Source organism: Borrelia recurrentis A1, from assembly GCF_000019705.1.
Taxonomy (GTDB): domain Bacteria; phylum Spirochaetota; class Spirochaetia; order Borreliales; family Borreliaceae; genus Borrelia; species Borrelia duttonii.
Map to the genome: position 1 here is coordinate 855260 of NC_011244.1, position 15894 is coordinate 871153.

Below are 15894 nucleotides of genomic sequence, written 5' to 3' on the forward strand. Positions count from 1 at the left end.
CTGTAAATATTATATAATATATATTAATAGATCTATGAATTTGTTTTTTATAAGGAATAAAGATACCCTATCTTTTATTTGTTCGATTTTAGTTTTTATATTTGTTCTTATTATTTTTGTTTTGTTTGTTCAATTTCAAGTTTATTCTGCTAGGTTTTTTATTATGAATTATCTTGAGGCAAAATTGGGTTTTAAGATTAAATATAGTAAAATCGATCCTTATTTTTTATCTTCGATTAAAATAGACAATTTGGAGTTGAGTTTAAATGAACAAGATAAAGTCTTGATGCATACTGTTAAAGTTAATTTAGATTTATTTAACTTATTTTTAGGAAATGAAAATATTATTTTAGATATTTTTGTTAAGGGTAGTACTTTGAATTTTGATTTAAATGATTTTAAAATTCTTAAATCCAAAAGTTCAATTCCTATGAAATTAGAGTTAAATGATGAAAAAGCTAGTCGTGTAATAATTGGCAAGATGTTTGGTTCCTTTGAAAGTCTTCATATGCATTTAGAAGATATTAATATTAATTTAAAATTAGGTTCTGGTAGATTTTTGAGATTTCAAATTAATAATTTTATATTAAAGACTATTGATGATGATTTTTTATTTAATTTTGTTGTTAATTTTGGCCTTCCTGAAGTTTTATATCCTGATGTTAATAGTGAAAATATTGTTAATTCAGTCTTTTATTTTGAGGGTAAATTTAAAAAAGATCTTGAAGATGGGTATATTAACTTTAGTTTTTTAGAATTTTATACAGATTATTTTACTTTTCTTGAACAAGGGTTTCAAATAAATTATTCAAAGGGTAATATTGAGGTTTTTAATATTATAAGAGAAAATTTGGATTTTAATTTAAAATATGACTTTAACAAAAATTTTTTAAGATTGGATGCTTTGTTTTTTGATATAAATCTTTTAGATTGGATAAAGCTTAATGATTATTTGAAAAATTATAATAGTTATCTTAATACAAGTTTGAATGGTCAATTTGCGTTTTCTTATGATTTTACAGATAAAGACTTAAGGTATGCATTTTTATTAAACTCGTCTTTGAGTGATGATATTGCAGATAAGGAAATTCAGGGTGTTACAATACAAGTTAAAGGTAATGAGGAAATTGCAGATATACAGAATGCTTTCATAAAACTTAAGAGAGGGTTTGTTGGGTATAAGGGTTATTATTCTTTTAAAAATTTAATGCCGATCGGAAAGCTTGATTTTAAATCAGCCAAAATATTTAATTTAAATGATATTAATGGGCATTTGAATTTTAGTAAAGAAAAACAGTATTTTTGTGTAAAATCTAAAGATTTTAAAATTGGTAGACTGAAAATTAAAGATTTAAATTTAAAGACGGATTTTGATTCAAAGAATATCCATGTTGATTATTTGTTAAATTTTGTTAACAATAATTCTACCCTTTCTTTAAAGGGTGATTTTAATAGGGAAAATTTCAATCTTAATCTAGGTGTTAAAGAGTTTCCTGTGCTTTTCTTTAAAGATATCTTTCCAGAAATTTTTATGAGTAAAATCATTCCTGAGTATTTTTTGTCGGGTAAGTATTTAAATTTGAATTCAGATTTTAACTTAAATATTGTTGATTATACTAAGAGTAAATTAAATGATCTTAAGTTTACTCTATTTTCAAAATTAAGTAATTTTAGTTTAATGTTTGATGCTAGTGGAGAAGGAAATTCTTATAAAGTAAAATACTTTAATTATAATAGTGGCGATTATGATGTAAATTCTAGTTTTTTGGTACATTTGTTTGATGATAGTTTAAAGATAGATACTAAGTTTCAATATTTAAATAGGAATTATCCTGTTTCTTTTGAATTTAATTTTAAAGATAGATATGCCAATTTAAAACTTTCACCTAAGGCACAGATCAATTTAACTTATTCTGATTTAATTATAGCTTATTTTTTTGATATTAATGATTTTCGTTTTTATAATGGCGATTCTGAAATTTTGTTAAGTATAAATTCTTATGGTGATTATCAAAGAGTGACAGATAATTTGAGTATTATGTTCTCTAGATTTAGGTTAGATAAAATTTCTATTAATCCTAATTTTAATTTTAATTTTAGTTTTGAAGGTTTATATAAGGATCAAAAAGTTAGTCTTTCAAATATTAAGTTTGTGAATAAAAATTCAAATTTACAAGGTCAAGGATATTTAAATTTAAATAATAAGCTTAATGGTAATTTAAATTTGTTTTCACGTTTAAATTCTGAACGTTATTTTTTAGGAATTGATACTAATGAGGATGGCAGCTATTTTGTTGGTAGATTTCAGGAATTTAATTTTGATAATTTGAAATTTCTATCATTTTTAAGTGGTAAGATTAATGGTAATTTTATACTTAATTTTAAAGATAGTGATTTTTTTAAATATTCTCTTAATGCTTATCTTGAAACAGATGGTCTTTCTTTGGTAGGTATTCCTACATATTTTTCTTTGAATTTGGGATTGGTTGATAATAATCTTAATATTTATAATATAAAGGCTATTCAAAATAAAAGAGAAGTTTTAACAGGTAATTTTAGATATGATATTGAAAATTCTATTGGACTTTCTAATTTAAATGTTAATAGTGATCTTTTTTCGTCAAAAGTGAATGCAAGTTTTCAAATGTTGGAAGATTCAACAGAAGAAGAATTTGGAATTTTAAGGAGTGAAATTGATGGAGAGATTGCATTAAGAGAATTAATGTATAAAGACAAAAATCTTTCTGAACTTACAATTGAATTTGAAAATAATTCTGAAAGATTGATGATTTCATCAATTGAATATGATTTGATTAGTTATTTATATGAATATGCTAATGGTAATTTTAATTTGATATTAAATGATTATTTACCCTTTAGTTTTATTGCAACAGGAAACATTGTGAAGGATAAAATTACAAGTAGTATAGGGAATATTAAATTTAATTCAAAATTAATTACAGAAGATTTATTAGTGTCACAATCTCTTTTCAATATTAAGGAACATTTTGTTCTCTATGATCTTGATTTAGTTGGTGAATTAGAGCTTGATGGTGATTTATATAATCCAAATCTTAATGGAAAATTTCAGGTTTTAAATGGTTCTATGAGCACTGAATATTTAAAATCATTTAGACAATATGGTCAGAGTAGAATTTTAGAGTTAATTGATGTACCAGTTTCTATTAAAGATAATAGTGTTATTATTGAGAATAAATTTCATTTAGATTATTATTCTGCTGTTGATGTTGTTGCTCATTTAAATCTTAATTTTTTAAGTGATAGTATTGTTGATTATTATAAAATAGATATTAATGTTTCTGGTAATTCTGGGGTACCTATTAAATTTGATAAAGTGACTATAAATTTTGTTGGACATGCTTCGGGTGATTTCTTTATTGAAGGTAATTCTGAAGAGATTATGTTTAAGGGAGATTTAAATGTCTCTAATGCGTGGGTTTATTTACTTGAAAATTCAATTGTTGACTTATTAATAGATCCTTATAAAAAATCAAAGGATGTTGGAGTATTTAATACTGATTCTAAGGGTTTAGATATTGTGACGGATCTTAAAATTAATTTTGATAATAATGTTGCTTTTCATTGGCCAGATAATAAGATTTCCTTTTTAAATGCTGTTATTGTAAAAGGAAATACGCTTGAAGTTAAATCAGATACTAAAACAGATGATTTTATTCTTAAGGGTGATTTAAATATTGCAAGTGGTTCTTTTAATTATAATGGCAAACAATTTGTGTTTCGAGGTGTATCGTATATATCTTTTAATGAGAATAAAAATAAATTTGATCCTTGGGTAAAAGCTGAGGCTACAAATATTGTTAAAGATGGTGGTGAAAATTTATTTATAACTATGACTATAGATAGTCCTTTAAGTTTATGGAATTTTAAGTTTTCATCTTATCCTGCGAGAACAGAACAAGAGATTAAATATCTCTTGTCAAATGCAATAATTGGAGGAGGTAAACATGGTTTACAATCGGCAGGTGTAAATACGCTTGAAATGGCACTTGGACTAGTTGGTGATATCCTGATTGATTTGATCATACAACCTATTGAAGATTATATGCGTTCTGTATTAAAATTAGACCTACTGAGTATAAAAACGGATATACTAAGGAATGCTATTGGTACTTTGAGAAATTCTCCTACGTTTGTAGGTGTTCTTGATAAAACAAATGTTACAGTGGGTAAATATATTCTTGATGGTGTTTTTGCCAAAGCAGGATTTGGATTTTTAATAGAAGAAATAACACCATTTTCTCAAAATTTAAATTTTAGTATTAATCTTGGTCTTGAACTTGATTCTCCGTTTTTCTTTATTGATTATACTTTTGACTATAATTTTATGAAGCATGGTTATGGTTTCGGGAGCCAGGTGTCTATTTTTTGGAAATTTAAATATTGAGGGGTTTGAAGTGCAGTTATTTAGAACCTTTATTTTTATAGTTTGTTTTTTATTAGTATTTAATCTGTCTTATTCCCAAGACAGTTATAAGGGCAAGATTATAAAAAATATTGACTTTATTGGTCTTAAAAATGTAAGTGAAAATGATTTAAAAAGTATTTTAAATGTTTATTTGGGGCAGCATTATTCTGATGAACTTTTTGATAAATTACAAGTTGATCTTTATGCTCTTGATTATTTTGATGGACTTATTCGGCCTGAGTTTAAACTTGATGATGACAAACTTCTGATTGTATTTTTTGTAAAAGAAAAATCGTTAATAAAAAGTGTTAATTTTGTTGATGATAGTGGAATTTTTTGGAATAGTGAATTACGTGAGAAGTCGAATGTTAAGGTAAAAGAAGCTTTAAATCTTTCAAAGATTAAAAAGAGTGTTATTAAATTTGAAGAAATGTATCAGGATGCTGGGTATCTTGATGTTGCTGTTACATATGATATTAAAGAAGAGAATAATTTGGTAAGTATTGTATTTAAAATTAATGCAGGTCCTAAATATATTGTTAAAGAGGTTTCTTTTGAAGGCAATTTGAATTTTAAGAGTCGTGTTCTTAGAAAATATCTTGTATCAAAAACAGCATCTTTATTCTTTGATGGTAAGTATTTAAAATCAAATATTGATAAAGATAAAATGCGGCTTGAATCTTATTATAAAAATAATGGATACATTAATGCAAAAGTTGTAAATAATATTGTAGATATACGTGTTCCTAGTGATTCTAAAAAATTAGAGAGAGAAGTTTACCTAAAATATTTTATTTCAGAGGGTGATATTTTTAAATTTGGTAAATTTGAAATTATTGGAAATTTGGTTTTTAAATTGGATGAATTATTATCTTTAGTTACTTTTAAAGAAGGAGATATTTTCGATGAGTCAAAATTTGAACAAGATTTTGCAAAGATTAGGGAAAAGTATTATTCTGATGGTTATATCTTTACAGAGATTATTCCTTCTCAAACTATAAGAGATGATTTTGTAGATTATTCTATTAAAATATTAGAAAAAGATAAGGCATATATTGAGTCTATTACTGTTTCAGGTAATAACAAAACAGATTCTCATGTGATACTTAGAGAAATTCCATTAATTGAGGGAGATGTTTTCAGTTTGGAGAGGCTTCGTATGGGAATGCTTAATTTGCAAAGGCTTGGTTATTTTGGAAATGTAGTACCCGATGTTGTTCCAAGTAATATTGAGGGCTTAATGAAAATAAATTTTATTGTTGAAGAGCGAGAGACAGCAAGTTTGAGATTTGGTATGAATTTTGGTGGTATTACTAATTCTTGGTTTCCATTTTCACTTTTTGGACAGTGGGAACAATCTAATTTTTTAGGTAAAGGATATTCTCTCTCAGCAAGAATTAATCTTGCTTTTTCTGAACAAAGTATTCGGTTGATGTTTGAAGATAATTGGTTTATGCAAACTAGATGGACTATTGGTGGGTTTTTTGATTTGTCACATTCTGTGAATACCGCTTATCAAGATATTAATGGTCCTATATTTATAGGTAAAAAAGAGGTTCCAGATCCTTTTGTAAGTTGGGAAGCATATAATAATGCTAAAAATTTTTCTGATTTTAATATTATGAATTATTCCTTAGCCAAATTTAGTGTTAGTGGATTTACTGGCTATGCTTTTTCCAATTATCTTGGAAAGCAGTCATTTATTGGAACTATTCAGACAGCTTTAAAATATGTATATTATGATGATAATGTTAATAGACCTTCAAATTATTATTTGAGAGATAATTATAATACTATTAGATTTGAGAATTCTTTGGGAGTTAGTGTTGCGTGGGATACTAGAAATTCTCAGTCTTTATCTAATAATGGGTTTTTACTTAAACAACAATTTGATTTTTTTGGTGGATTTTTATTTGGACAAAGTCATTTTACAAAGTCCACAACAACTTTTGAGAGATATTTTTCTCTCTTAGGTTATCAAGATGTTTTTAGTCCGTTTATCGATTTAATTTTGACTTTTAGAAGTATTTATTCAAATATTTTGCCACCACTTGGAAATGGTTTTGAAATAGAAATACAACCGCATCATCTTTTGGTTATTAGTGAAAATTTTATGGTTGCTAGGGGATGGGGAACTTTGAGTAATATTTATAGTTCTTTTTTAAATACTATTCAGTTATCAATGCCTTTAATTAAAAATATTATGGTTTGGGATATTTTATTTTTAGATATGGCTTCTTATGCTCTTGAAGGACAAAAAAATGCTTTATTTGTGCCTTTTAGTAATTTTATTTTTAGTTGGGGATCTGGGATTAGATTTGTTTTACCTCAAATACCTTTGTCCTTTATGATGGCTTATCCATTTTATTTTGATAATGGGAGTATTAATAGATATTATAATTATTTGGGAGGATTTCGATTTTTCTTAGCCATTGATATGAGATACTGATATAATTTAGATAATTTTTATAGGGAGGTTTTATGGCTTTCATTGTGTTTTTATTTGCATGTTTTTTTCCGTTAAATCTTTTGTCACTTAATGTTACAAAGATTGGTATTGTGGATTTTGAGAAAGTTATAATTGGGTTTTTAAGTCCCCAATTGAAGTCTAACCTTGAACAGTTGAAAAATCATTATCAAGAGCGAATTGATACTTTAAATTCTGAGATTAAAGATTTAAGGAAAATGTATGATGATTCTATGGAGATACATGATTTAGATAATGCTAAATTATATGGTAATCAGTATAATTTAAAGATTGATGAACTTAAAAAACTAAAAAATTTGGCGAAAAGTAATTTTGAACAACAAAAACAAATTAATATAAACAGCTTAAATAGTGATGGAGTACTTTGGAGTAAGATACTTAAGAGTATTCAATATGTTGCAGAAACTAGTGGTATTTCTTTGGTTATGAAAAAGGATAATCCTTATATTCTTTATTATAATAGTACTGTTGATATAACAGATGATGTCGTTAAATATTTAAATGAACAATAGTGTCTTGTTATAATATATTTTTATTTAATTTTAATTGCTATTTTCTTTTTTAAGTCTTCTAATTAGAGTACAAAATTCTTTTTTGTTGTCTCTATTTAGACTTGAAAGTAAAATGTGTGATTTTAACATAGACTTGAATATTGTATTTTTATGTGTGTTAAAACAAAAATATTCTTGCATATCACTTTTATTTAATTTTTTTTTTCTATTTTCTATTTTTAATATTTTTTCAAGACCAAGCGATCTGAGGTTTTGAAGTGCTTCTTTACTAGAATTTATTATTTTGAAATTTTTTTTATGTTCATTGCTTTTATTGTCAATATATAGAAATACTCCCATAAAAGTTGAATCTAAATATTGAGTTTCAGATAAATCTATATATAAGTTATTTATTTTATCATTATTATTAATAAATGTATTTTTAATGAATGTTTTAAAATTAACAGAATATAATGCTGTGAATCTGTTAATTAGCTTTATGAAAATAGAATCGCCTTTACACATATAAAAGACATTGCTTTGAGAAGTATCTTTTTCCATTTTTCATTCTTTTGATATTTTTAAGTATATTGTAAAGTTTTAATAATATCAATTATAATTTGAGTGTTATCTATATGAAAAAAGATATTACGCCGATGATGAGGCAGTATTTAGATATTAAAGACAAATATAAAGATTCTATTCTATTTTTTAGGGTAGGTAGTTTTTATGAGATGTTTTTTGATGATGCTATAGAAGGGAGTAAGCTTTTAGGTTTAACTTTGACTAAAAGAGAAAATGTCCCTATGTGTGGGGTGCCTTGTCATACAAGCAGAGAATATATTAAAAAATTAATTTTGCTTGATAGGAAGGTTGCAATTTGTGAACAAGGATTGCAAACTGATCCTAAGGGTCCATTAGAAAGAGAAGTTGTTGAAGTTATAAGTCCTGGTGTTATAATTGATGAGGATTTTTTACAAGATGATGTTAATAATTATTTGGTAGCTATTAGTGATTATAAAGATTATTGTTCATTTTCTTATATAGATTTATCAACATCTAAGCTAGGGATTATTTTTTATAAAGGAAATTTTTTAGAAAAGTTAAGGCGTGATATTGAAAAATATTCTCCAAAGGAAATAATAGTTTCTGATGATTTTTACTATGAATATTTAGAAAAACTTGTTCTTGATCGATTTTTAGTTAATAAAGTTCCCAGTTGGCATTTAGATAAGGATATTGCTATTAAATCATTAAAAGAACATTTTAATATTGTTAGTTTAAGTGTTCTTGGTTTTACAGAGAGTGAGCCTTATTATATTTCATCTTTTTTAATAATAGATTATATAAAGAACAATTTAAAAAATTTATTGATCAATATTGATACGATTAATATTAATAATGATTCTGAGTATATGTTTCTTGATGATGTTACTCAGATAAATCTTGAACTTGTAAAAAATAATAATGATTTGACAGTTTGTTATTCTCTTTATTCGGTGTTAAATGATTGTAAAACACCAATGGGAAAGAGACTTTTAAGAGAGTATATATTAAATCCTCTCTTAGATATTGGTGCAATTAATAATAGATTATTTCATGTAGAATTTTTAAGTAATAATGTTAATTTAAGCATGCAATTGAGAGATATTCTTAGTGATGTTTGGGATATTGAGAGAATAATATCAAGACTTCAAATGAAAAAATATGTAAAAAAAGATTTTTTGTTTATTAAAGAAACTTTGCTGGCATTTTTTTCAGTGAAAGAATTGCTTAATGAATATTCTTTTAAGTATTGGATATTTGATGTTAATGATGAAACCAGCATAATGGAAGTTTATTCTTTAATTGATAGTTCTATTTCAAATGAACAAGAAGAACTTATAAAACATGGGTACAATGTTAAGATTGATCGTTTGAGAGAGATTAAAAATAATGCAAGTAAATATATTGATGATTATCTTAATTTTGAGAGAGATTTTAATAAAATTAATAGTCTTAAGATCAAGAGAACTAACATTAAAGGTTTGTTTTTTGAGGTTACAAAAAGTTATTATGGACAAGTTCCATCTCACTTTATAGAGAGTCAGAATTTAAATTCTGCTAAGAGATACAAAACTAACAAACTTATTGAACTTGAGCGAGATATTAATGATGCTGAAGATAATTTATTAGCTTTTGAGCAAGAAATTTTTGATGAGATAGCTTTAAGAGTTGTTAAATATAGTGTCATTATTAAAAAAATAGCTGAGTTTTTTGCGTATATCGATGTAATTGCAAATTTTGCATATTTGGCTAGAAAAAATGAATATGTAAGACCTATTTTGACAAATAATAAAGAAATTATTCTTGAGTGTGCTAGACATCCTGTTGTTGAGCATTATATGAGAGGAATTGAAGCTTTTACTAAAAATTCTGTCAAAATTAATAGTGAGAAATATTTTTGTTTGATTACGGGACCTAATATGGCAGGAAAATCAACTTATTTGCGTCAAACTGCGTTAATTGTTTTAATGAGTCATATTGGTTCTTTTGTGCCTGCTAGTAAGGCGATAATAGGGATTACAGATAAGATTTTTTGTAGAATAGGTGCAAGTGATAATATTTCTAAAGGTGAATCTACGTTTTTAGTAGAAATGAATGAGACGGCTAATATTTTAAGAAATGCAACTCAAAATAGTTTGATTATTATGGATGAAGTTGGTAGAGGTACTAGTACTAATGATGGACTTGCTATTGCATATTCGATTGTTGAATATATTTTAAAGCATATTAAGGCTAGGAGTTTATTTGCAACTCATTTTCATGAACTATCAGCTATTAATCATGATTCTTTTGTGAATCTTTCAATGAAAATAGAGCAACAAGGGGATGAACTTATTTTCTTAAGAGAAGTTGAAGAGAAACCGTCTCTTAATTCTTATGGAATTTATGTTGCTCAAATAGCTGGCATACCTTTAGAGGTTGTAAAAAGAGCTAATATTATTCTTAAGAGTTTGACTAGTCGAGAGCATTTTTGTGTATCTAATTTTGCTACTATGACTTCTGTTATTGATGAAAAATTACCAGAAAAAAGTTTAAATTATAAGTCTGAACTTAATGCTTATTTTGAACTGCAGAATTTTATCTCTCAAATAAATATTAATAGTATCACTCCTTTTCAAGCAATGAATCTGTTAAATGAAATAATATTAAAAATTAAAACTTAAAAATATTAATGTGGAATTGAACTGTTTTTAAAAGTATATTGCTTCCTTTTTGTTCTTATTGTCATAGAAATTATGTTTGTTTAAATTCCCTTTGCAAGCAGTGTATTACTTTTTTTCATTTTGATGTTAAGTTGAAAGATGATATTTGGTATTTTTTTGAATATAAAGATGAATATAAAAAATTAATTCTTGCTTATAAGAGTGATTGATGGACAAAAATTACTTGGTAAATTTTTTGCAAATATGATTTTGCAATTTTTAATGAATATTGATTTTGATTTGGTTGTTAGTGTTCCTTGTAGTTTTAAAAGAAATGTTTTTTATGATTTTGATCATATGGAATATATTGGTAATTTATTATCTAAGAAAGGGATAAATTATATCAATATTTTGAAACGAGATTTGGGGAGAAGTCAAAAGCTATTACGTGGAAATTTGAGATATACTAATTTAGAGAATAAGATTAAGTTAAGATCTAAATATAAACATATAAAATTTAAAAGAGTTGTGCTTATTGATGATATTGTGACAACCGGAACATCTATGACTTTTTGTGAAAATATCCTCATAAAGCATGGATTTTATCAGGTAATGAAACTGTCAATTGCTAGAGTTTAGTTGATGATTAGTATATTGACATTTGTTGACATTAATGCTACATTTGATTTGGATTGATTATTTTATTTAATAAGGTTCTTTTAAAAAGAGCCTTATTCTTTTTAGGAATGTGATTGGTTAAAATTTCTGATAATAGTGAAATTTATGATTTAATAAAGGATGTAACCTATCTATTAGGAATCTCAATTATAGAAATTAATACTTTTAGAAAAAGAGATGAATTTAAAATACAGATAGTTCTTTATAAGAGTGATAATTTCAGTGTTGATATGCTTTGTGATTTACATAAAATGATTTTATTGAAATTGGAAGCGGTTCTTAAATATAATGTTAGTTTAGAAATCTCTACGCCTGGAATAAATAGAAAAATTAAGAGTGATAGAGAGTTTAAGATTTTTGAGGGTAAAAAAATTAAATTGATGTTAAACAATGATTTTGAAGAAGGTTTTATCTTAAGAGCAGAGAGGGATGGTTTTATTTTTAAAACGGAGTATAAGAAAGTAAAAATTCTTTATAGCAATGTTAAGAAGGCTAAATTGTCTTAAAGGAGTCTTGGATATGATAAAGGGTACTGGTCAAATGATTGCCAATATTGCTAGTGAGCGGGGAATGAGTATAGATGCTATTAGAAAGACGGTTAGAGAATCGGTAATAATAGCTTATAAGAAATACTTTGGAACAAGTGATAATGCTTTAATTAAGTTTGATGATAATACTGGGGACTTAATAGTTTATTCCAAAAAAAGGATTGTGGATGAAGTTAAAAATAATGTAATGGAGATATTAGTAGATGATGCTAAAACATTTGAAGTTGTAGATAATGAATATGTTTATGTTGAAATTAATCCTAAAATTTTTGATAGACTATCAATTCAGGTTGCTAAACAAAGAACTAAGAGTGATTTGCAGGGAATTGAGGATAATGAACTTTATTTAGAATTTAAGCATAAATTACATAAAATTGTTATTGGTTATGTTCAACAAAATAGAAATGGCGATCTTTATGTTAATCTTGGTAGTACAGATGGTGTTATTCCTAAGAAATATCAATCTCCAAGAGAGGTTTATAGTCTTAATGATAAAGTTCGAGTTCTTGTTTATAGTGTTAAAAAAGGAAGGAATGGGATAGAGGTAATTTTGTCAAGAACCCATCCTAAATTTATTGCAGAATTACTTGCTCTTGAAATTCCTGAGATTGAAGAAGGGATTATTAAGATACATAAAATAGTAAGGGATCCAGGTTATAGGACTAAAGTTGCTGTTTATTCTGAGAAAGAAGAAGTTGATTCTGTAGGTCCTTGTATTGGACAAAAGGGAGTTAGAATTCAATCAATAATTAAAGAACTTGAAGGAGAAAAAATAGATATTATTCCTTATTCTAAAGATATTAAGGAGTTTATTAAGGATTCCTTAACTCCGGCTAAGATAGATAATGTGTATATTATTGATGAAGATTTGCATAAGGCATTAGTTGTTGTAAGTGATGATCAGCTTTCGCTTGCAATAGGTAAGATGGGACAGAATGTTAGACTTGCAAATAGACTTCTTGATTGGGCAATTGATGTTAAAACTAATAGTCAATTTGCTGAAATGAAGGCAAGTGGAGAGTTTAAGCAAGATACTTTTGAAATGTTTGACAAAATTATTCAGGATAATGTTCAGGAAGATGAATTTGAAGAGATAAATAAAATTAGTGAACTTAAAGTTCTTGATGATGATATTGTTGCCAAATTGATTCAAAGAGATCTTGATGATATCGATAATTTTTTGAATGCCAGCGAAGATAAGCTTTTTGAGTTAGGAATAACTTATGAAAAGCAAGAAGAGATAAATAAAATATTAAAAGAAGGAATGGTAATAATTTCTAATGACGATGAATCTGTTGAAGATGTGAAAGATGAGGAAGATTTACTTTGTCCTGAGTGTGGTGCTGTTATTAATGAAAATATGACTTTTTGTCCAGGTTGTAAGATAGGGCTTAGTTTTGAATTTGAAGAGGAGTAATAGTTTGTCAGAAAATATTGATGATGATCACAGTGAAGATGAAAAAAAAATTAAGGTTGTTAAATTACGAAAGAAGGTGGTAAAAGTTGTAGCTCATACTGATAAAAATTTGAATAGTTCTAGAGATGATTCTTTGAAATCTTCAAATTCATGGAATAAGCAATCTTCTGGTAAGGGATATTCGTATGATAATAAAGATAGGGGTGGTAGATCGTCTTCTTTTCATACAGATAATAGGGGTAATTCTGGGACTGTTCAACAGGGCAATAAGGGATATGTTCATAGGAACTCTACTTACAATAGAGATAGTAATAGTAGAGATAATAGAGGGTATTCTTATTCTAGAGGGGGAGGTATAAAATCTTCTTCTTTTCGTACTACGGATAATAAAGATAATTCTGGGGTGGTGCAACAAGGTAATAGAAGGTATTCTAATAGAAGCTCTACTTATAATAGAGATAATAGAGAACATTCTTATTCTAGAGGGGGAGGTATAAAATCTTCTTCTTTTCGTACTACGGATAATAAAGATAATTCTGGGGTGGTGCAACAAGGTAATAGGGTATATTCTAATAGAAACTATACTCATAATAGTAGGGATAATAGTAATAGTAGTAATAATAGTTCCCAGTCATTTAGAAGAGTAATTAGGACTAAGGTTGTCTCTAGTGCAACTATATCACCTCCTTCTGATTCTGATAATAAGGGTCTTCTTAATAGAAAACTTGGCGAAAAAAAGAAGCAACAACAGGAAAGCCAAAAAGTTTATAAAAGGAAGAAAGAGGAAATTGAGAGCAAAACAATAGAACAAAAAGTCTTTGAACAACTTCAGAAAAAGAAGAAAGAAAATTTGGCAAATTCAATTCCTAAATCAATTGATATTATGGGTAGTATTACTGTTGCTGAACTTGCAAGAAAAATGAATTTAAAATCTTCAGATTTAATTGCTAAATTAATGACCTTAGGTGTAATGGCTACTATTAATGAAAAGATTGATTCTGATACTGCTACTATTTTAGTTGAAGAATATGGTTCAAGAGTTAATGTTGTTTCAATTTATGATGAAACAGTGATAGAGGCAGAGGAAGGCGATGGGAGTAAAGAAGTTACAAAACCACCTGTCATTACAATAATGGGACATGTTGATCATGGAAAGACTAGACTTTTATCAGTGTTGCAGAATATTGATATCAATCAAACTGAATTTGGTGGGATTACTCAACATATTGGGGCTTATACTATTAATTATAATGAACATGAAATAACGTTTCTAGATACTCCAGGACATGAGGCTTTTACAATGATGAGAAGCAGGGGAGCACAGGTTACTGATATTGTTGTTCTTGTTGTCTCTGCTGTTGATGGAGTAATGCCACAGACTGTTGAGGCTATTAATCATGCAAAGGATGCAAATGTGCCTATCATAGTTGCGGTTAATAAAATTGATTTACCAGATTCAAATCTAGATAAGGTTAAGCATCAACTTTCAGAGTATGATTTGATACCTGAAGATTGGGGTGGGAATACAATTTTTGTTGCAATATCAGCTCTTAAAAATATTGGTATTACAGAACTTCTTGATATGATTATTTTGCAAGCCGAAGTAATGTCATTAAAAGCAAATCCAACCAAGAGGGCTGTTGGGAGAGTTCTTGATGCTAAGATTGATATGGGTAGAGGAGTGGTTTGCTCTGTTATAATTGAGGATGGAACTCTTTCTATAGGAGATTCTTTTGTTGGAGGAGTATATCATGGTAAAGTTAGGGCATTGATTAATGAACGAGGAGTATCTGTTAAGAGTATTGGTCCTGCAAAAGCAATTAGTGTTTTAGGTTTTTCATCAATTCCACAAGCCGGTGATCCATTTCAAGTTACAAAAACAGAAAAAGAAGCCAAATTAATTAGTTCTAAAAGGCAAGATCTTAAGAAATATGAAGATGCTAAAAATGTTAAAAAAGTTACCGTGTCAAATCTTTATGATTCAATTAAGGATGGGGAATTAAGAGAACTTAAGATAATTTTAAAAGCAGATGTGCAAGGTTCTGTTGAAGCTTTAAAGCATTCTCTTGAAAAATTGACTAATAATGAAATTAGAGTAAAAGTTATTCATTCTTCGGTAGGTGCAATAACAGAGACCGATATTAGTTTTGCAGCAGCGAGTGAGGCAGTTATTATTGGTTTTCATGTGCGGCCTACAGCAAAAGCACAATTTTTGGCTGATCAAGAAAAAGTTGAAATTAAAAAGTATAATATAATTTATGATGCAATTAATGATATTAAATCAGTTCTTGAAGGTATGTTAGAACCAGATATTGAACAGCAGTTTATTGGATTTGCTGAAGTTCGTGCTGTTATTAATATTCCTAAGGTTGGGGTAGTGGCTGGATGTTATGTGTCACAAGGATGCATAAAGCGTGATGCTGTAACTAATATCATGAGGGATGGATATCAAATACATTCTGGTAAAATTTTCTCATTAAGGAGATTTAAAGAGGATGTTAAGGAAGTTGGTGCTCAATATGAATGTGGTATTATGATTGATAATTATTCTAATATTAAAGAAGGTGATGTCATTGAGGCATTTGAAGTTAAGAAAGTGAAGAGACGTTTTGAGTCTTAATAATTGTTTGTGTTTAT

The 15894-nt window shown here is 27.2% G+C and carries 8 protein-coding genes and 1 pseudogene; 8 read left to right on the forward strand and 1 reads right to left on the reverse strand.

Annotation, left to right across the window (positions count from 1 at the left end; genetic code table 11):
- Nucleotides 1-34: 34 nt before the first annotated feature.
- Genes BRE_RS04045 through BRE_RS04055 form a run of 3 tightly spaced genes read left to right on the forward strand, consistent with a single transcriptional unit; the run spans nt 35 to nt 7447 of the window.
- A complete protein-coding gene (locus BRE_RS04045; protein WP_012539171.1) occupies nt 35-4426 on the forward strand; it encodes a translocation/assembly module TamB domain-containing protein in 4392 nt (1463 codons plus the stop codon).
- Entirely contained in the window at nt 4374-6896 is a 2523-nt protein-coding gene (bamA, locus tag BRE_RS04050) for an outer membrane protein assembly factor BamA (protein ID WP_012539172.1), read from the forward strand. Before BRE_RS04045 ends, bamA begins: the two co-directional genes overlap by 53 nt.
- Before the next feature lie 32 nt (nt 6897-6928).
- Nucleotides 6929-7447, forward strand: a complete 519-nt coding sequence (locus tag BRE_RS04055) for an OmpH family outer membrane protein (protein ID WP_012539173.1) — start codon at nt 6929-6931, stop codon at nt 7445-7447.
- Between the two features lie 30 nt (nt 7448-7477).
- On the opposite strand, the gene BRE_RS04060 is transcribed toward BRE_RS04055, so the two are convergent.
- On the reverse strand, nt 7478-7987 hold the full coding sequence (locus BRE_RS04060) for an STAS domain-containing protein (RefSeq protein WP_012539174.1): 510 nt from the start codon (nt 7985-7987) through the stop codon (nt 7478-7480).
- Nucleotides 7988-8061: 74 nt separating this feature from the next.
- Here BRE_RS04060 and mutS point away from each other — a divergent pair, with 74 nt between their 5' ends.
- From mutS to infB, 5 genes and pseudogenes are all read left to right on the forward strand, one after another.
- Nucleotides 8062-10635 carry a DNA mismatch repair protein MutS gene (gene mutS, locus BRE_RS04065; RefSeq protein WP_041178168.1) on the forward strand — a complete coding sequence of 858 codons (2574 nt, stop codon included), beginning with the start codon at nt 8062-8064 and terminating at the stop codon, nt 10633-10635.
- A gap of 35 nt (nt 10636-10670) precedes the next feature.
- Nucleotides 10671-11253 (forward strand): annotated as a pseudogene (locus tag BRE_RS04070) (amidophosphoribosyltransferase).
- Between the two features lie 113 nt (nt 11254-11366).
- Nucleotides 11367-11798, forward strand: a complete 432-nt coding sequence (gene rimP / locus BRE_RS04075) for a ribosome maturation factor RimP (protein ID WP_012539176.1) — start codon at nt 11367-11369, stop codon at nt 11796-11798.
- Nucleotides 11799-11811: 13 nt separating this feature from the next.
- Nucleotides 11812-13257: a transcription termination factor NusA gene (gene nusA, locus BRE_RS04080; protein WP_041178169.1), complete on the forward strand. Its 1446-nt coding sequence runs from the start codon at nt 11812-11814 to the stop codon at nt 13255-13257.
- A 4-nt stretch (nt 13258-13261) separates the two neighbouring features.
- A complete protein-coding gene (infB, locus tag BRE_RS04085) occupies nt 13262-15877 on the forward strand; it encodes a translation initiation factor IF-2 (RefSeq protein ID WP_198004626.1) in 2616 nt (871 codons plus the stop codon).
- The last annotated feature ends 17 nt before the right edge of the window (nt 15878-15894 follow it).